This is a genomic window from Halobacterium sp. KA-6 (assembly GCF_021029015.1).
Lineage (GTDB): Archaea > Halobacteriota > Halobacteria > Halobacteriales > Halobacteriaceae > Halobacterium.
In genome coordinates this window covers 38,961-55,901 of record NZ_JAJJZH010000011.1, presented here as the reverse complement: position 1 = coordinate 55,901, position 16,941 = coordinate 38,961, and the positions used below count along the sequence as shown (strand labels likewise).

General features: G+C 57.3%; 13 protein-coding genes and 1 pseudogene. 4 read left to right on the top strand and 10 right to left on the bottom strand.

All coding sequences use genetic code 11. From position 1 onward, the window contains the following. Positions 1 to 109 precede the first annotated feature (109 nt). Positions 110 to 880 carry an IclR family transcriptional regulator gene (locus tag LPA46_RS16420; RefSeq protein WP_230893430.1) on the top strand — a complete coding sequence of 257 codons (771 nt, stop codon included), beginning with the start codon at positions 110 to 112 and terminating at the stop codon, positions 878 to 880. 45 nt (positions 881 to 925) lie between these two features. Here LPA46_RS16420 and LPA46_RS16415 read toward each other — a convergent pair whose 3' ends face one another. The 6 genes and pseudogenes from LPA46_RS16415 to LPA46_RS16390 form a co-directional block, all read right to left on the bottom strand. Further along, complete coding sequence (locus tag LPA46_RS16415) at positions 926 to 2,377, bottom strand: amidase (RefSeq protein WP_230893429.1); 1,452 nt, start codon at positions 2,375 to 2,377, stop codon at positions 926 to 928. A gap of 91 nt (positions 2,378 to 2,468) precedes the next feature. Continuing rightward, positions 2,469 to 3,971 (bottom strand): sodium:solute symporter family transporter, encoded by a 1,503-nt coding sequence (locus tag LPA46_RS16410; protein ID WP_230893428.1) that lies wholly within the window; start codon positions 3,969 to 3,971, stop codon positions 2,469 to 2,471. 737 nt (positions 3,972 to 4,708) lie between these two features. Then, positions 4,709 to 5,115: pseudogene (locus LPA46_RS19280) on the bottom strand (cell division control protein Cdc6); the annotation flags it as partial. 81 nt (positions 5,116 to 5,196) lie between these two features. Beyond that, positions 5,197 to 6,129, bottom strand: coding sequence for a hypothetical protein (locus tag LPA46_RS16400; protein ID WP_230893427.1), 933 nt, complete (start codon positions 6,127 to 6,129; stop codon positions 5,197 to 5,199). Further along, positions 6,126 to 6,875, bottom strand: a complete 750-nt coding sequence (locus tag LPA46_RS16395; protein ID WP_442908267.1) for a hypothetical protein — start codon at positions 6,873 to 6,875, stop codon at positions 6,126 to 6,128. Before LPA46_RS16395 ends, LPA46_RS16400 begins: the two co-directional genes overlap by 4 nt. Beyond that, positions 6,875 to 7,744, bottom strand: coding sequence for a hypothetical protein (locus LPA46_RS16390; protein WP_230893425.1), 870 nt, complete (start codon positions 7,742 to 7,744; stop codon positions 6,875 to 6,877). Before LPA46_RS16390 ends, LPA46_RS16395 begins: the two co-directional genes overlap by 1 nt. A 353-nt stretch (positions 7,745 to 8,097) precedes the next feature. Between LPA46_RS16390 and LPA46_RS19275 the strand changes: the two genes are divergently transcribed. Then, on the top strand, positions 8,098 to 8,337 hold the full coding sequence (locus LPA46_RS19275) for a MarR family transcriptional regulator (protein ID WP_442908266.1): 240 nt from the start codon (positions 8,098 to 8,100) through the stop codon (positions 8,335 to 8,337). 692 nt (positions 8,338 to 9,029) lie between these two features. On the opposite strand, the gene LPA46_RS16385 is transcribed toward LPA46_RS19275, so the two are convergent. Continuing rightward, on the bottom strand, positions 9,030 to 10,223 hold the full coding sequence (locus LPA46_RS16385) for a Cdc6/Cdc18 family protein (RefSeq protein WP_230893424.1): 1,194 nt from the start codon (positions 10,221 to 10,223) through the stop codon (positions 9,030 to 9,032). Positions 10,224 to 11,108: 885 nt separating this feature from the next. On the opposite strand from LPA46_RS16385, the gene LPA46_RS16380 reads away from it, so the two are divergent. Continuing rightward, positions 11,109 to 11,390, top strand: a complete 282-nt coding sequence (locus tag LPA46_RS16380) for a PadR family transcriptional regulator (protein ID WP_230893423.1) — start codon at positions 11,109 to 11,111, stop codon at positions 11,388 to 11,390. A gap of 1,502 nt (positions 11,391 to 12,892) precedes the next feature. On the opposite strand, the gene LPA46_RS16375 is transcribed toward LPA46_RS16380, so the two are convergent. The 3 genes from LPA46_RS16375 to LPA46_RS16365 all read right to left on the bottom strand — a co-directional run bounded on the left by LPA46_RS16375 (position 12,893) and on the right by LPA46_RS16365 (position 14,927). Beyond that, positions 12,893 to 13,687 (bottom strand): hypothetical protein, encoded by a 795-nt coding sequence (locus LPA46_RS16375; protein WP_230893422.1) that lies wholly within the window; start codon positions 13,685 to 13,687, stop codon positions 12,893 to 12,895. A gap of 142 nt (positions 13,688 to 13,829) precedes the next feature. Continuing rightward, positions 13,830 to 14,399 (bottom strand): hypothetical protein, encoded by a 570-nt coding sequence (locus LPA46_RS16370; RefSeq protein ID WP_230893421.1) that lies wholly within the window; start codon positions 14,397 to 14,399, stop codon positions 13,830 to 13,832. Between the two features lie 147 nt (positions 14,400 to 14,546). Further along, positions 14,547 to 14,927 (bottom strand): hypothetical protein, encoded by a 381-nt coding sequence (locus LPA46_RS16365; protein WP_230893420.1) that lies wholly within the window; start codon positions 14,925 to 14,927, stop codon positions 14,547 to 14,549. A 694-nt stretch (positions 14,928 to 15,621) separates the two neighbouring features. Here LPA46_RS16365 and LPA46_RS16360 point away from each other — a divergent pair. Continuing rightward, on the top strand, positions 15,622 to 16,887 hold the full coding sequence (locus LPA46_RS16360) for an RNA-guided endonuclease InsQ/TnpB family protein (RefSeq protein ID WP_230893419.1): 1,266 nt from the start codon (positions 15,622 to 15,624) through the stop codon (positions 16,885 to 16,887). Positions 16,888 to 16,941: the final 54 nt, after the last annotated feature.

Sequence of the window (16,941 nt, the reverse complement as noted above, 5' to 3'; positions counted from 1 at the left end):
AACCCCTACACAGTACATTTCGTCTGTCTTCCCCCGTCTGGAACCCTGCTGCTGGCTTTCGGGTTTTGGTCCCGGAGGGCTTAAACCGGCGAGTGGGTAGTGTGGTGGTATGCCGCCACAATCGGAGGTTGGAGACACGGTGCAGGCCGTCGAAACTGCCTTCGACATTCTGGACGAAATCCGCAGCCGGGACAACGTCACACTCTCCGAACTTGCGGACGAGCTCTCGTTAGCGAAGAGTACGGTCCACCGGCATCTGCGGACACTTAACGACCGGCACTGTATCACTCACGAGGATGGAGAGTTCGAACTGAGCTTCGAGTTGCTCGCACTTGGGGAGGCCGCCAGGCGGAAACGTGAGACATACGCGCTGGCCGAGGAGAAAGTCACAGAACTTGCTGCAGAAACCGGTGAACGCGCACAATTCGTCGTTGAGGAGGATGGTGTTGGCTTCTGTGTGTTTCGAGCAACCGGCGAACACGCCGTCGAGACAGAGCCCCAGGTTGGCTCCCGGATGCCACTCCACGCAACGGCGTCCGGAAAATCGATTCTTGCGTTCCTCCCAGACCACCGCATCCAAGACCTCCTCGCGGAATCCTTGCCTGAAGAAACAACGAACACCATCACCGACCGTGAGCCGCTCCTTGAGGAACTAGATACGGTTCGCGAACAAGGCTATGCAGTGAATCGCGGCGAACACATCGAAGGCCTCACAGCACTTGGCGCGCCAGTCCGGCGCTCCGACGGTGGCGTCGTCGGCGCCATCAGCATCTCCGGACCAGAACGCCGATTCGAAGACGCAGACGTCGAACGAGAAATTCGCTCCCGTCTCCTCGGCACAACGAACGAACTTGAATTGAATATCGCGCATTCACCGTAACTGTCTCGACGCGATACAAACTCCAGACGCTGAGCGGCGGGAGCGTTAGGTTGTGTTGACGCTGGTTTCGATTTGTTTGGCGCCAGCGATTGCAGCGGCGTCTGCAAACCGTGGAGCGATGACTTGGGCGCTTACTGGGAGGCCATCGCGTTCGGCGATTGGGAGTGTGACTGCGGGGTGGCCGGTGAGGTTGAACGGGGCGGTGTTCCCAAGCAGGTCATACATGCTGTCGTCGGCGCCGATCCGGCCGCGTTCATGGGGGAGCGCCCGAAGCGTCGGCGTGACGAGCAGGTCAACGTCGGCGAAGGCTGCTTCGAGGTGTTGGTCGAAGGTGCGTGCTTCGCGGCGCCCGGCGACATACGGCTGGCCGTTTTCGTGGGCGTCGAGTGTGGCAGCGGGCAGCACGCGTTTGGCGACGTGGTCGCTGAACCCCTGCTCGGTGATGAACTCGTGGAGAGCATCAGCCCAGTCGGAGTCGTAGGTCGCGCCAATCCCACGGATTGTGCCGTGTTGGCGGACATACCATGCGAATTCTGTCGCGCCGACAAGAGAGTACGCTTCCTCAATCGCGCCAAACGGCACCTCAACACGCCGCACGTCGAAGTCCGTACTGAGTGAGTCCCGAAGTTCGTCGATCGCATCGACAACCGGGGGCGTGCACGCCTCGAGGAACGAGTCTGGAATCCCAACTGTCGGCGTGTCCGGCAACTCGACTATCGAGGTTGGCGTTGTTGTTGCATCCCGTGGATCGGGGCCCTGAATTGCGGTGAGGGCGTCGGCGGCCGTGTCGACATCACGGGCGAGTGGCCCGACCGTATCGAGTGACGGCGCGAATGGCACGACGCCATGCGTCGGGACGGCGCCAAACGAGGGTTTCACGCCAACAACCCCACAGCAGGCGGCGGGAATGCGGACGCTCCCACCGGTGTCGGTGCCGAGGGCAACGTCGACGGTGCCGGCGGCGACCGCAGCTCCACTCCCACTCGAGGACCCTCCAGGAATCCGATCTTCGTCGAGTGGGTTTGTGACGGGGGTTTGGCCGCTGAATTCGCCGCTTGGCCCGAACGCGAATGCATCCATGTTCGCCTTCCCGACCAGCTGTGCGCCGGCATCGAGGAGGCGACCAACCACCGCAGCATCGAATTCGGGCGTATGCTCGAACCCCTCGGACCCACACGTCATCGTCAGGCCCGCCGCGGCGATGTTGTCTTTCACTGCGACGCGATACCCATCGAGGCGGCCGTCGGTGTCGCGCTGGCGTGGGGTCTCATACCCATACAGGAGCGTGCCATACTCGTCATCGAGTTGGCCGTCCTGTGGTGGTGTCTCCGTTGCTGGCGTTGATTCGCGTTCGCGTTCGCGGACGGCAGCGGCGGTGTCGGCGAGCTGGCTGGCGGCATCCCGTGAGGCATCGAGGGCGTCCTGGGGCAGATCGAACCCGAGCTCGGCTGCAACCGCAGCGAGGTCGTCGGTGTCGGGCGTGCTTGTGCCGGTCATTCGCCGTAGAGGACGCGAAGCAGCACGTAGATCGTCGCAAGCGATACGGCCGTCCCAACAAGCCAAACGTACCACATGATGGATACCATTCTTAGTCACCTCCGGTGGTCGTGTTTGCTTCAATTTCGGCGACGCCATCCTCCTGGGCGGTGACTGCGCTCACACCGACCATGACGGCCGTTGAGAGCACGAGCGCGTACGTCCCGCGAACGAAGACGCTGGGTGCATTCGAGACGGTCGTGATGACAGCGTACCCGAGCACCCCAGTGATCATCGAGGCAATCGCGGCTTTCCGCGTGACAAACCCAGGGAAATAGATCCCAACCATGATCGGCGGGACGGTCGCCGCAGCCACCCCGGAGATGCCGACCCAGATGAGCTCGCCGATGTTGAACGGCGCCGTCAATGCGATATAGTACGCAATTGCCCCAACGATAACGACGACTGCTTGCGCGATGTATTTGGAGACGCGGTCGGCGCGGTCATCGCCCATGTCGATGTAGCCCTCGCCAACGAGGAATTTCAGGAACACGTCGTTCGCAACCGCCGTTGAGAGGACGATGAAGATCCCGTCGGTCGTCGACAGCGCCGCCGACAAGATTACCAACCCGAGGAATGCGGCGACGATCGCGGGGAAGTAATCCATCGCGTACACGAAGATTGCTTGGTCGGCGACCTGCAGCGACGAGTCGAGTACCAGCAGGTAGAACCCACCGAAGATGGTGAGGATGAACGCCAGCGTCAGCACGACGTACGTGACGATCATCTTCCGGAGGTCTCGTGGGTCCGAGATCGCGAGGACTTTGTTGAACAACTGGGGCTGTGCGGCGAACGCAAACTCCAGGACGAACAACGCCACAATCGCGAACGCGCTGTAGAAGACCGACGACTCAGGGTTCGTTGGCCGCGTGAGCGCCGGATCGATCGCATGCATCTCCGCACCAATCTTGGTGAACGTCCCGATTGGCCCACCACCAATCGTCCAGAACGCAGACACAAACACCACCACGCCCATAATCGCCATCAAGACCGCTTGCACGGCGTCAGTGTAGATGTCAGCGAACGTCGCCCCAGCAATCACATAGAGGACGACAAGGACGGTGATGATGGTGAGACCAATCTCTTTGCTGAACCCAAGCAGCGTCGTGAAGAACAACGCCCCAGCATCGAGCTGTGCGGCGATATAGAACAGGTTGAACATCACTGCAAGTGCCGCCCAGACGCGAATGAACTGGCTGTCGTAGAAAGACCCAAGCCAGTCAGGCAGTGACAGTGAGTGTTGGTCGATGTTGATTTCGCGAACGCGTTTCGCGAACAAGATCAACGCAACTGGGGACGCCCCGATCAGCGCCAGGAACAACCAAATATTCGCGAGGCCAGCGGTGTACGACCATCCGACATAGCCGACGAATGTTGCGGCGCTGAAGAACGTCGCCGCGAACGCCGCACCAAGCACGTACGGCCCAAGCGATTCACTCGCGATTGCGAAGTCGGACATCGTGTCTGTTTGTTTCCATCCAAGGTAGGCAAGCCCGGCCACCACAACCAAGAAGAGGCCAAGCCCGACCCACAGATACAGTTTGAGAGGCGTCATCACCCACACAACATCGGTTAATCATGATGAATGCCGGGAAACAGCCACTCAATTGCCGTCACAAGCCAGAACCACCCCAAATCGTTCGCCACACCAAAACCACCAGCTACCGGCCTTCCAACTCAACACACCACCAGCACACACCCCAGCCCAAGCATCCAGCACCACACCACCATTCGACTCTCGCGAACAACCCCCGTTCTCCCTCGCGTCTCAAGAGCGGAATTCACGTAGCTCAATTGTACGTATCGGCGAAAATTCTAATAGTAATCTACACAATCAGGCTGGTATGCCACGGATGCCAAAGTGCCCAAACTGTGGAAAAAGTGCATACGTCGAAGGAAGCGGCGAAGGATACTACTGCAACGACTGCGGCCACTCCTTCTACTAACAAGGAGTACTGTACTTACCGAAGCTAAGCCTGACATCGAGACCAGTTCTAATCAGCTTGAGCTGGGGTGAAACAGCCGCTTAGTCGGTATGCTCACTTACCGATTTTCACCGTACAAAGACACATTATCCCGTTACGTCGTTGGATGACGTATCGACTGCCAACAACTACCAGTGACTGCATTCTATCGAATATCCTTAGGTTACACGCCAACCCAAGCACCGCAACTCATTTCCCCACTACGTCACTCCCAACAAGAACCGAAGCCCCCACACCCCCCGGCGTCCGCATAATCTATCATCCACACACCCCACAACGAGTGACCCTCAAATAATCCAGCAGAGGTCTAACTGGCAGTCACCGCTTCGATGACGATGTCAGGGCTTGCATCAGGTGATGCTCAAGAAAGCTACCTTCGCTCATCCCGCCGCCCGTGTGCTTGGATTCAGTGATACCGAGAAATGATTGTTCTTTGAGCAATCGATACACGCGATCCTCAGAAAGCGGACTACTCCCCTCCTGCTCAGCGATGGAAGTATAAACTGAGTAAATGCGTTGCGTACGGAATGCTTGCTCTCCAGGGTGATCCCGCGTAAGCAGTGCTAAGGCGTGGAGGATGTACTTGACGTGGGGGGTTGTACCACTGATGAGGCGTTCGAAGCGGTTGACCGCGGCCTGATGGACTGCTTCATCAACATGGCCGATCGTAACCGTACTGTCACCGCGTTTTTCAGCGAGGCACCCGGCTTCGTAGCAGTTGTTGCGAATACGATTTCTTTATTCGGTCTGCAGTGTGGTTTCTCGAGTCGATTCTCTCGTCTTGCATGAGTTATCTCAGTCGGTACCGTTCGTCTGTCCTCTCGAATCCTGGCACTGGTCAGATTGGGTTTCGACGGGTTTCACTCGTAGTTCGCCGAAGCCGTACTTCGAGTGACTGCCGACACGAAGGATACCGCTCTTCGCGGTCTCGATGGGCCGGTTGCCCTCGTATTTCACGGTCTGCCCGTGGTCGACGGTCTGAAGCTTGTAGACCTCCCGTTGTTCGAGGATCTTCTCCTCTCGTTCACGGAGATCTCGACGGCTCTCCTTCCACCACCACGGGACATCCTGATCGGCGGCTTTGGGGTACTCCGACTCCAGCACAAACGGTGTTGCCACCTCCACGAGGAAGGTCTCTCCGTCCTCAAGCCGTGAGTAGTCCAAGTCGTCGAGGTCGACAACCTGTGTGTCCTTCAGCCGTGTGACGCCGTAGCCGTAGTTCCGTTTACCCCCGAACTGGAGGCCGTCAAGCACGTCCCCGCCTAGCGGGAGTGAATCGGGGTCATCGGCGTGCAGGTAGGCGTTGATGTACCACTTCGTCGTCTGCTGTTGGTTGCGAGCACCCTCGGGCTTGCCCATAATCGTCTCGTGAGACAGCGCCGGGTGCCCGCTCTGTGGACGGATGTCGTGCGTGTTCAGTGCGTCCCGGGGGCGGCTGTCGAGAAGCCATGAATGGGACGCCTCCCGCATCAGAAACAGGTCATCGTAGCTCTCGACGTCCGGGAGGCTGCTTCCAAGGTATGTTCGGATACCACTCTGTGAATGCTCCTCGGGGAACGTCCCGAACTGACCGGGGACGAACATGCCGTGGCTGGCTTGGAGGTGCTGGTGGGTTTTCTGCGGGAGTTGCTGTCCGAGTGCGTGCATGATGGCGTTCCCCGAGACGTAGTAGGGATGGCCGATGTAGTCCATCTCTAGTTCCCAGTGAACTTGCTGGATGCGCGTCATCGGTCGAACGCCTCCATGTAGTCCTCAATGTATTGGAGCGCGGTTGACCACGCGGCAATCCGGCGGAGGTTCGCATCAAGCACCATGTCGTACTTGTCGTGTGCCGTCTCCAGCGGGTGCGCTTCCAGGCGGTTCCATGCCGACGCCCACGACCGCCACGGGCGACTCCCAAGTCGGGCCGACGGCTGGCCTCGAGGGTCGACATCGATCCGCAGGGCGAACTCCTCGCACGCGTACACCGTTCGGTGGGGTACAAACACTCCGCCGTCGTCGACGACTAGCCGGAGGTCGGCGAACTCGTGGCCGTCGCGGTAGTTGTCTAAGAGTGCTGCCACGAGCAGCGTATGATACTTCAGACTCGTGTATGGGTAGTAGACAGTCTCGTTGAACACCGAAACTACATCGCTTGTCAGCCACGCCTGATGCATGGCCTCATGGTCGTCCTCGATCAAGAGGTCACGTACAGCACTCTCTACACCATTCCGCGTGAACTTATCGGGGCTGTATCGACTCTCGCCCTCGATGAGCGATAGCCGATAATGCGTTTCGTGATTCTCCATCGTCTGCTTAGGCTCCCCACTAGGTCGGCTCAGCGCCGACGCATCGCCGTCCGCGCCATGCGGAACTGTCTGATTTACAGGCACCCCAGCGAACGTTTCTGGGGCAGTGTCGTGGGGTTGGCCGTTTATTTTGTGCGCGTCATGTCGGTAGCAGTTGATGAGAACGCGAGTTCTCGAATCAGACATCACTCTTCGACTCGCTCTTTCAGCGCTTCCACGAACGCTGGACGGTGCTTCTCGGTCCACTGGTCGTCTTTCTCGGCCATCGCGTTCGTGGTGCTTTTCGTGCGGTTGAAGACACGCTTCAGCTCCCGCTCATTATAGAGTGGGTTGATGAGGTGGCAGTCGACGATGCCTGCGCCGAAGTTCCGGGCGCCACCGAGTTGGTGCATGAAATCTGTCTTGTGGGCATCGAGGAAGTCGATTGCCTCAGCTAGCAGGCCGATAAATTCGGGTTTGGGTTCCCGGAAGGAGAGGTGCCAGCAGCCATCGAGGTTGGCAACAGCGTCTACTTCGACGTTCCGCAAGGGTTCACGGTTGTCCTCAGCGTTGCGAGAGACGATGTTGCGGTTGAGGCGGCGGTAGTGGCCTTCTGCTTGGCCCCGCGTGTAGTCGACGCTGGAGCGAACAGGATTGAATTTGATCGGGCGCCGCATCACCTTCCCGGGGATGCCACCGAAGCCACCGAAGAGATCAAAGACGACGCAGCCATCGTCTGCTTTTGGATTGTCTGTGCACGCGCCTTTCTCGTGATAGCCAGCGTTGAGGTCGCGCTCGTACACGTCGTCTTTCATGAAGTCCGCGTTGGCCTCTCCGGGATGGCAGGCGGTACCGCCGTACTCCTGGACGACCTCTTCGATCCCGTGGCGAAGCCACCCTGATAGGGGGAACGCAGGGATGATGCCGCCGATCTGGTTCTGTGGGTCATCATCCTCATAGTTCCCGTTACTAGCGTGATGCCGGTCAGTAAGGATACTATCCCCGACAACGAGGAGATCCGATTCGATTCGAACGTATACGTCTTGGAATTCTGACGCTGAGACCCCCTCCTCCATTATTGGCGCCTCCGTTGTCCGAGGAACGACTGACAGTCGTGGTCCTCAATACGTTCGGGAAGTCCTATGGCGCCACAGGCAAGGCACTCCTTGAGCTCCGGGCCGAGCTGGTCGTTAGACTGTTCGACAGTTTCTTGCTCCGTACGGTCTGATGGCTTCATGCTTCGGTGAGGTTTCCGGAGCACGGGGTCGGTGTCCTAGCACCGGCCTCATTTCCTCTGAGGCATCCCACGCTCCTCACCCGATACGTAGTGTGGCAGTCACTTAATTGTTTTGCTAAGCAAAACGCTAAGCAATTCCCCTGGCGTATGGCTGAGAATTATGTTTGACCCACTAGAATGAACGGCTAACAGATGGTAAACGAGAATTACGAACCAAACGAACGCGAAGAGACAATCCTCCAACTATTCAAAGGTGGGCGAGACTCCGACGAACCCTGGGGGCGCGTAAACCCACTCTACCTTCGAGAACACTCAAACCTCGACAAGGGCCAAGTCGAATATGCACTCCGCAACCTGAAAAACGCCGGCTGGATCACACAACTAAATCAAGGCGGCCTATACGAATTCGTCGCCGATCCACGAGAAAGCTGACGCCCTCTTAGCAGGCGCTCAAGACTGGTAACAGCCATGATCTAGTCCTCAAATGAGCGTTCTAGACCAGCCCCACACCCCCTGCGTCCGCATAATATCCAGTGATGCGATCACCACGTCTTCTCATCGCTGTACCTCGCGAAGTCCTAATCTTGGAGTGGATGCGCTGCTCCAAGGGAATTTCGAGCATATGTCTGGGATGCTAATCACCGTTTCAGAAACTCAGCCTGGTAGAGGGAGAGTACGTTTCGTCTGTCTTTGATTGGGATAGCCAGAGTCTGTATGGCTGTTTGATGTTACTCTTCGATTTCGCGGCCGACGTTCGCTTTGTGAATCGGCTCCAGCTTGGGCCACTACTTCTGTGTGGACTTGAAGACCCACACCCCCATGCGTCCGCATAAACGCTCGGTGATATCGTCTACCGCGCCCCCTCGTCGCCGTGTTTCACGAAGTCCTGAGCTCGGAGGTGATCACGAATACTCCGCGAACATGTGCCCAGAAAACCAATCACCATTTCAGGCATTTAACCTGATAGCGTGAGAGGACGCTTCGTCTGTCTTTGCCAAGGTCGGAGAGGATGGCCGAGGTGGTTCTCCGATTCCGTATCTGATGACCCTCTGTGAACGTCTGGACCCGAGACCACTATTGACGGCGTAAACTTGACGCCCCCACACCCCCCTGCGTCCGCATAATCACTCCGTAATGTGATCCACTACGTCCCCCAATCGCTCCGTCTCACGAAGTACCTCAATCGTCATTTCAAGATCTGCGGTCAGCTCAAATACATAATGTTGTCCGCCCTGAATACCTGTATTCCTGTTTATCGCGTTTACCACACCTGCTAAGTCCAAATCCTGAAGGTGATCGCGAACACGCCGCATGTGGATTGGATTGGCTCCAATCTGACGTGCGATCTGCTTGTATTCCGCGTATACTTGTTTCGTCCGTGCGGGTGTTTCGGCATCAATCTCGAGCGAGACAACCGCAGTCAACGCGAGATGATCTTGTGTTGTGAGGTCACGAATCCCTTTCTCGATGCTTTTCCGTTCAATAATGTCTTCAGCATTACGGACATGGGATTCTGTGACGACGTCGTCGCCGGCGTTTGATGCGAGTTCGCCGGCTTTGTACAGATAGCGAATTGCTTGCCGTGCTGATCCTTTATCTTGTGCGGCCATCGCTGCACAAAGTGGGATGACGTCGTCGGTGAGGACGTCATCGTGGAAGGCTTTCTCTGCGCGTCGTTGGAGGATTGATTGGAGTTCGTTGGCGTTGTAGGGGGAGAAATGGATCTCTTCGTCACATAGTGTGTCTTTGACTTTTGGGCTGAGGTTGTCACGGAATTCAAAGTCGTTTGAAATTCCGATTACGGAAACCCACATATCCTCAAGGTGGCCGTTCGCGCGAGCACGGGGAAGTTCGTAGAGGATGTCGTCGTCGGTGCCAATTGAGTCAATTTCGTCGAGGACAATAATAACGGTGCCACCGAGATCTTGGAGGTTGTCGTAGAGGCGGTCGAAAACGGTTTTCTTGTCGTAGCCACGTGGTTTCTCCCCGCTTAGTTCCTCGACTAGGTTAGATGCAACTTGGTAGGAGGTGTTGTCTTTTGCGCACGAGTACTTGATAATGGAGAGGTCGATGTCGTTGTCTGTGGCGAAATCTTGGAGGTCGGTTAGTTTGTAGGTGACACCGACGGTTTTCCCTTGGCCGGTTTTTCCGTAGACGAATGTGTTGTGTGGGGCGGCACCGCGAGCGACTGGAGCGAGGGCGTCGTGGAGTGTGTCAAGTTCGCGTTCTCGTTCGGGTAATTCGTCTGGTGTCCAAGAGTCATACAGAACGGTTTCGTCGACGAAAAGACTGGATTGGTCGCTAAATGACTTGGACATATAGAGAGCATTCGCTGTCACACGTATAACCCCATCGTCTTCTGCGTCCGGGATGTCTGGATAATTCGTTCTTTAAGTATACAGCACCCCCCACCATGACTGCATAATCCAGCATTAGATCTCGAATCTATAGCCAACATCCGATGGATCCCACAGGACGAAAAAGAATCAAGATCATTCGACGGAGGGCTAATCGTAGAGTACAGTATAACACTAATCTAATCGCACTGACGCTACTACTCAACGACAATCTGAGTAGGTCCCGCCACTCCTCGGGCGAGATTATGCAGACACAGGGGGGTCCCCATCCTCGCGAAGTATCGAAGAACCCTACTTGATTTCTCTCAACATACTTCCTCAGTACAGCCAAGCAGCACCCAACCGAAGACAGACGAAATGTACTCTCTATCTGTGAAACCAACGCTCTCACGGGGGTATGGAGAGTGGGTGGCGCGCAGGGTAACGTAGCTTTTCACTCGTTGTCCGGTGTGTCTGTGGTCACGTGAACGTACGCGACTGGTGGCGTTAATTGGCGCCTCTAGGAGACGATTCAGCAGGCCTGACTAAGAGCTGGAAAGACAGACGAAACGTACTCTCTGCGATGGTGCAAATCCAGCTTGAGGATCTGATTAGTGACCGTTACTCTAACGGTCAGATTATGCGGACGCAGTGGGGTCCCCCTATCACTTCTCAACGACTCTTTCCAGTAGCTTGGGGGCTGGCTTCTACCGGTGGAAATGTACATCAGAGCGTGATTCTCACCGGGTCAGACCCACTGGATCATGTGGTGAACCAGTTCACAGACATCCTTTTCCACGTATCTTGAGTTAGGCTGGTGGGGAGAAGATGCGAAGAATGATACGATTTTAGAGTTATTGGGGATATATGTACGATCTCACTGGTTTCCAGCGTGATCTGTTGTACGTTATCGCCGGGTTAGACGAGCCGCACGGGCTTGCCGTCAAAGATGAACTTGAGGAGTACTATGAGTCAGAAGTCCATCACGGCCGCCTCTATCCCAACCTCGACACGCTCGTCGAAAAGGGACTTGTTGAGAAAGGACAACTTGACGAGCGCACGAATTACTACACGGTGACGAAGCGTGGACGCCGCGAAATCACTGCCCGACGTGAATGGGAACAACAGTACGTCGACCTCAACGAGTGAGCGGCAACTGGCGTCTCCAATTGAGCAGGCGTTAGTCGTCCGAATTAACTTGGGCCCGTTGTACGCGGAACAGACGTGTTCGCTATCCCGCTACTGCCAATCATAGTAGCGGTCGTGGTTGATTTCCGTGCTCGCGGTGGACGCCTTTGCAGGAACCCCTCTGATCGGTCGTCGGCCTCGAATACTGCAGCTGTCTTCGACTGCTCGTCTTGGTCGGGATACGCGGGGAGCTCTTCGGTGGTCCTGGCGACCTGACGGAGTCATCCGGGCGAACAATCGCCGAGCAAGTCGACGGGCTCGCCAGGGACTGCTGTCGGTGGCGTTGATGGCTCGGCCATCGGTAACTCGAGTTAACCAACAGTGGAGTGTTTCCGGGGTGTTCTGTTGGGTAATACTCACGCTAGCGCGCCAATTCCGGGAGTACACCATCAGGCCGCGGACCACGGCCGGGGTTGAGTTCGATGTCGACGCGCCGCGGTGTTCGCATCCAGCCTCAAAACTTCGATACGTCCCAATCCGCGCACGTGCACGTCTCGGCAACGTCGACTTCGTACCAGTTCCCAGCTGCGGGCTACCCCTCGTAGCGGCCGCCCTTTTCGAGAAAGGAGACTGCCATCGCCTCCTCGAAGGTACGTTCGGTGCCTGTAGGTTACAGTGGTCCTGATCGCGAACGCTCGCTTGCGCTACTGGGCAATCAGAATACTTAGGTGGCTGCCAAGCCCAGCAGTCGGTGTCGCCGATCACCCTTGAACACAACCTACGAGTGCGTCGTCGCAGACAACTCGGCCTGTGTTCTCGCCCCTCACGTGGTCGGCGACATCCCGCCAACTAATCGATAATTAACGAGGGGAGTATGCAACGATACGCGGTGTTCGTTGGTTGTGAATCGTATTTGAGGCGCCTAGATTATCCGGAGTGACACAACTGAGGACGTCCCGCAGCCAGCAGGACTGGCTTTTACCTCCCTCGGGGCACTGACGAAGACTGTGATCGGTGGCAACTGCACGACTCCATACCTTTAGGTATCTGGTTGACTAATTGAGGGATTGTCGCCGGTCGCAGCGATGGCGGGTAGCCTGAGGACTACCCCGGCCATCACAGCATGCGAGTTGAGCGCACCCGAGGACTACTGTGCGACCAGCGACACACCAGTTGCGGCACATTTGCCTTTGCGAGCCGGCGCAGGCCACCCCGGCCTGCACCGCTGCGATGAGCTAGTACCGTGGCTCGTTGTTTTCGGTATTATCCCACGGCCCGACGCGTACTACTGATACCAGAGCCGAATCTGCAAACTGCCCCGTCGCGTCGGCGGATTTCGTCTTTCCGCGACAGTCCGATAGGACGAGCAACGATTCGTTATCGCCCGAACCAAGCGTCGCGGGGACGTATACGCAGTCGACGACTGAGTGTCCCTTATGCTGCGTGCGTTCCCTGTATTGGACGGCGGTTCCACTGCGAACACTGTTCAAAATCGATTATTAACGCCCATGAATTAGCGCGGTTCAGCTGTTCACGAGCGCGTCTGCACCCCATTCAGGCGGCTGAACAACGGTCTCTCCGCGGGCAGTGAACTGCACTGCAGTGCTGACGGTAACTGTCTGGCCATCCCGGATCGCTGCATAGGAGATGGTGTACTCGTGGACGAGTCCATCGGGGCCGACGTGCGCAGTCATGGTGTAATTGGAGACGCCGGCGTACGCCGACGAAGTCGTCGGTGGACCAGTTGACGTCACGCGGTAGCGCGTCGTGCCGTTGCGTTCAAATGACGCTTCGACGGTTGTGGGACTCGCGCTCAGCACGGCGTAGACGTTCCCGTAGTGCTCTGTCGCGGGCGTCGAAGCTGTCTCGGGGCCGCTGTACGCGACGGTGCCGTTCCTATAAGAGGTCCGTTGTACGAGCGTCGATGCGTTCCGGAATACCGTCAGGTTCGGGAGTGCGGCGGCCGTACCGTAAGCGTGGCGCTCGTAGACGTACTGTTCGTTCTGTCCTTGCCGGAGTGTCGTTGTCACTGCTCGGCGGAGCGTGCCATTTGCGTGTACGGTGCGTTGGCTACGTTCAGTGTACGTGGTGTTGGCGAGGCTGTCGCGATGGGCTTGTGCCAGCGCCCACGCGTCAGTCACACCCGAGTCGGTAAGGCCGGGTGCGAGCATCGACTGGGGAGTGTCGCGGTCGGTGGTTGTGCTGGTCGCCGCGTCCGGCGCATCAGTTGTCCCAGGCGTGACGGGGTGCCCACTACACCCCGCGAGCACGATGAGGAAGGCAGTCAGGATGAATGGAGACCGATTCAGGTTCGGCATCAGTGATTGGTTACCTTACGTGTCATTAGAAATGTGGGTGGTTCTCACGGGAAGCAGCGGTGTGTGACGGCTGTTTCGCACGCTAGCAATCTTACTGGTCGTAGCCTGAATGCGTCGCGGAACGGTCATCGTACCCCAGACATCAGTCTTCAGTCTCTGTCTGGGGCGGGAGTTGTCTCCGCACTTCAAACTGGGTTGACCGAGTGATCTCAACGCCAGTTTCGAGAGTCCCCGTCACCGAGAATTCGTACCGGCCCTCGGCGAGATTCACGAACAGGTACGTAGTTTTGCGGCCAGGGGGCGTTGGATGTTCGAAGAGTGCGAGATGCCATGCGTGTTCCTCGCCACAGTCCAGCGTTCGAGTCTCACCGTCTGCGACACCGCCCTCAGTTGCGACTTGCTCCCAGCCAACGGCTGTGCGTCTCTCGATCTCCCACGCCTTCGTCCGCGTGATCGTCAGCGAAGCCGTCGTCTGATTCCGGAGCGTGAACTCAAATCCGTCGTACCTCTCATCAACGGTAAACACCTCGCCTTCAGCGGTAAGCGTTACATCGCCAGATCCTGAACACGGCGTCGACGAGGAGGGAACGGGCGTGGTCGAAGTTGGGGTGTCCGGTGTGGGTGTCTCGGTCGGTGGGATGCCGCTACAGCCGGCAAGTAGTACGCTCCCGAGACTCGCAAGGATGGCACGGCGAGACCGGTCAGGGGGCATTACTACCTGCTCATGACAGGTTTGGCAAGTGTCTTCTGGGCGGCTCGCAGCCCTACTGAGCGGCTGTTCAATGTCAACTCAGCTGGTGAGCACCTGCCGTATGTGGGTCGTCGGTTCGAGAAGGACAGACGAACGCCTGCCCGCTACCTACAGTGGAGACTGTGGCCAGATATTGTCGTAGTGCTCGATGAGAGCCAGCAGGCCAGCCAGCACGAAGAGCAGCGGCCATCCGAAGATGAACACCATCGAGTATGCGCCCGGACTGGACAGGCCCCCGTCGACGCCACCAGTCGGCAGCCCTCCAACCAACAGGACGAGGAGAGCGAGCGAGACCGGAGTGACCAACCGCTCTCGTCCCAGGGTGAAGCCCGCTAGGCCACCCAGCGCAAGTCCCCCGAACGCAATCCAGAGATAGAACGTAATCGGCGAACCCGAACCGAACACTGCCAGCCAGACGCCCGCATAGAGTACAGCTCCGAGTACGAGCCCGATCTCGCCACCGTTCACTGCGGGTATCCGCTCCTGCACAAGGCCAAGAACCGAGAGTAGCCGTGATAAGCTTTCTGCGTGCCCCCCGAATCACCGGACACGTTCACAGACCAGTCTGGACTGTAGTTCTCGCGAGTGCCGACTGTGCCGGCTTTCCCACAGCAAATCAGCCGGTGAGAATTATTCGATGTGGGGATTTGATTCGCTAAGTACAGCTGACTTACCGTTCTTGTATCCGACCTCTTTGTCAGTCTTGGAGTGATACTTCTCTGAACTCGTTTGTGGTCATGGAACGAGGTGGACAGAGCGTGTGACTCTTCCGCCCATATCTATATTTGATTGCAGTGACCTAATATTTCGGGTATAATAGCGGCGGGCAACCCACGTTGCTTGGGGAGCCGACGAGTGGCATCTCAGACACGGGAGACGAGTATTCTTTCAGAGAGCCTCACCGGCAATAGGCGCACGGCGTCGCCGCTCGTGGATGACGGCTACTCGAAGACTGGTCATACGTTGAGGCGCTGGAATCGTTGCCTGCCGTAGAGCCTGTTCACGTACTGGCGGTGCCAGTGAGTTTGCACTCCGAAACAGCGTTTTGTGCGCCGTTTACCAGAGATAAGGCGAGAATGCCCGTTCCTCAAGGAGCGAGCAATGCGAGCGAGTAGGGAGGGGATGAATCGCCGGCCAGCAATATAAGCCATTAAGTAGACACACCCCGAATCAAGGGATAGCGTTGGAGTACAGTCACCGCTACCGTGCATATCCGACACAACAAGTAGCCGGTGCACTAGATTACCATATCGACGTTCATCGTCAGGCGTACAACTACACTCGCTACGAGTACGAGAACGTCGACGCCGACAATATCGGGTCAGCGTACAAACACCACTCTCGACTCCCCGACTGGAAAGACGACTTCGCTGTGTTCAAAGAGGTGCATTCGAAAGCACTCCAGCGAACCGTCACGCGATTCTACCAGAACCTCTCGAACCTCTCCAAGCAAAAAGAGAACGGCCGCAAGGTCGGGAAACTCAAGTGGAAATCATCGAGAGAATACCAGAGTCTGACGTATTCGCAGTCTGGCTTCGAACTCAAAAACACGAGTGGCCGACGTGCGACCCTCTGGCTGTCGAAAATCGGCAACATCCCGATCCGGTATCACCGTCCACTCCCCGACGAAGCCACCATCAAAGAAGTCACGGTCAAACAGGAGACGACCGGTGAGTGGTTCGTCTCCTTCGGCCTCGAAACCGACAAAGCTGACTTGCCCGAGAAACCCAACATAGACTCCCTCAACACGACTAACACCATCGGGATTGATCTCGGTATTCAGAACTATATCCACACCTCGGATGGCAAAGCCGTCGACTGGCTTGACCTCTCCGAAGAGTATGAGCGGCTTCGCCGCGAGCAACGCAAACTTTCGCGGAAAGACCACGGCTCAACCAACTACGACCAACAAAGACGGAAGCTTGCGAAGGTCAAGCGGCACATCCGTCGGAAGGTGCTGGACTACCAGCACAAACTCACCACCTGGCTTGTCCGCGAATACGACGCCGTGTTCGTCGAGGACTTGGACGTCAAAGAGATGCTCGAACAGTCGCACAACGCCCGGAACAAGCAGGATGCGGCGTGGCGGCAATTCATCAACTTGCTCGAATATAAGGCCGAGTTGTACGGCACTCACGTCGTGCAGGTGGACGCGGCGGGAACAACCAAGGAATGCGCGTCGTGTGGTGTGGAGACAGCAAAACCGATCTGGGTGCGAGAACACGCCTGTCCCTCGTGTGGATTCGAAGCGGATCGGGATGCAAACGCGGCGATGAACGTCTTGCAGCGCGGGTTTGCTGCATTAGGGCTGGGATGGCCCGAATCGACGCCTGTGGAGACTGCGCTCCCTACGGGCACGACTCGCGTTGAGTCGGTGTCTGCAAAGCGCGTCATCGAAACAGGAAGCCCCACCCTCAACGAACGAACGGCGTCAGCCGTCCGCGAGTAGGGTGGAGTAGTTCACCGGTAATGATGCCGGGTTAGACGAAAAACCGAACGAGAA

Excerpts from the sequence above, each read along its gene's own strand:
- LPA46_RS16420 (WP_230893430.1), top strand. The coding sequence starts at position 110 with ATGCCGCCACAATCGGAGGTTGGAGACACGGTGCAGGCCGTCGAAACT.
- LPA46_RS16415 (WP_230893429.1), bottom strand. The coding sequence starts at position 2,377 with ATGACCGGCACAAGCACGCCCGACACCGACGACCTCGCTGCGGTTGCA.
- LPA46_RS16410 (WP_230893428.1), bottom strand. The coding sequence starts at position 3,971 with ATGACGCCTCTCAAACTGTATCTGTGGGTCGGGCTTGGCCTCTTCTTG.
- LPA46_RS16400 (WP_230893427.1), bottom strand. The coding sequence starts at position 6,129 with ATGACGCGCATCCAGCAAGTTCACTGGGAACTAGAGATGGACTACATC.
- LPA46_RS16395 (WP_442908267.1), bottom strand. The coding sequence starts at position 6,875 with ATGTCTGATTCGAGAACTCGCGTTCTCATCAACTGCTACCGACATGAC.
- LPA46_RS16390 (WP_230893425.1), bottom strand. The coding sequence starts at position 7,744 with ATGGAGGAGGGGGTCTCAGCGTCAGAATTCCAAGACGTATACGTTCGA.
- LPA46_RS19275 (WP_442908266.1), top strand. The coding sequence starts at position 8,098 with ATGGTAAACGAGAATTACGAACCAAACGAACGCGAAGAGACAATCCTC.
- LPA46_RS16385 (WP_230893424.1), bottom strand. The coding sequence starts at position 10,223 with ATGTCCAAGTCATTTAGCGACCAATCCAGTCTTTTCGTCGACGAAACC.
- LPA46_RS16380 (WP_230893423.1), top strand. The coding sequence starts at position 11,109 with ATGTACGATCTCACTGGTTTCCAGCGTGATCTGTTGTACGTTATCGCC.
- LPA46_RS16375 (WP_230893422.1), bottom strand. The coding sequence starts at position 13,687 with ATGCCGAACCTGAATCGGTCTCCATTCATCCTGACTGCCTTCCTCATC.
- LPA46_RS16370 (WP_230893421.1), bottom strand. The coding sequence starts at position 14,399 with ATGCCCCCTGACCGGTCTCGCCGTGCCATCCTTGCGAGTCTCGGGAGC.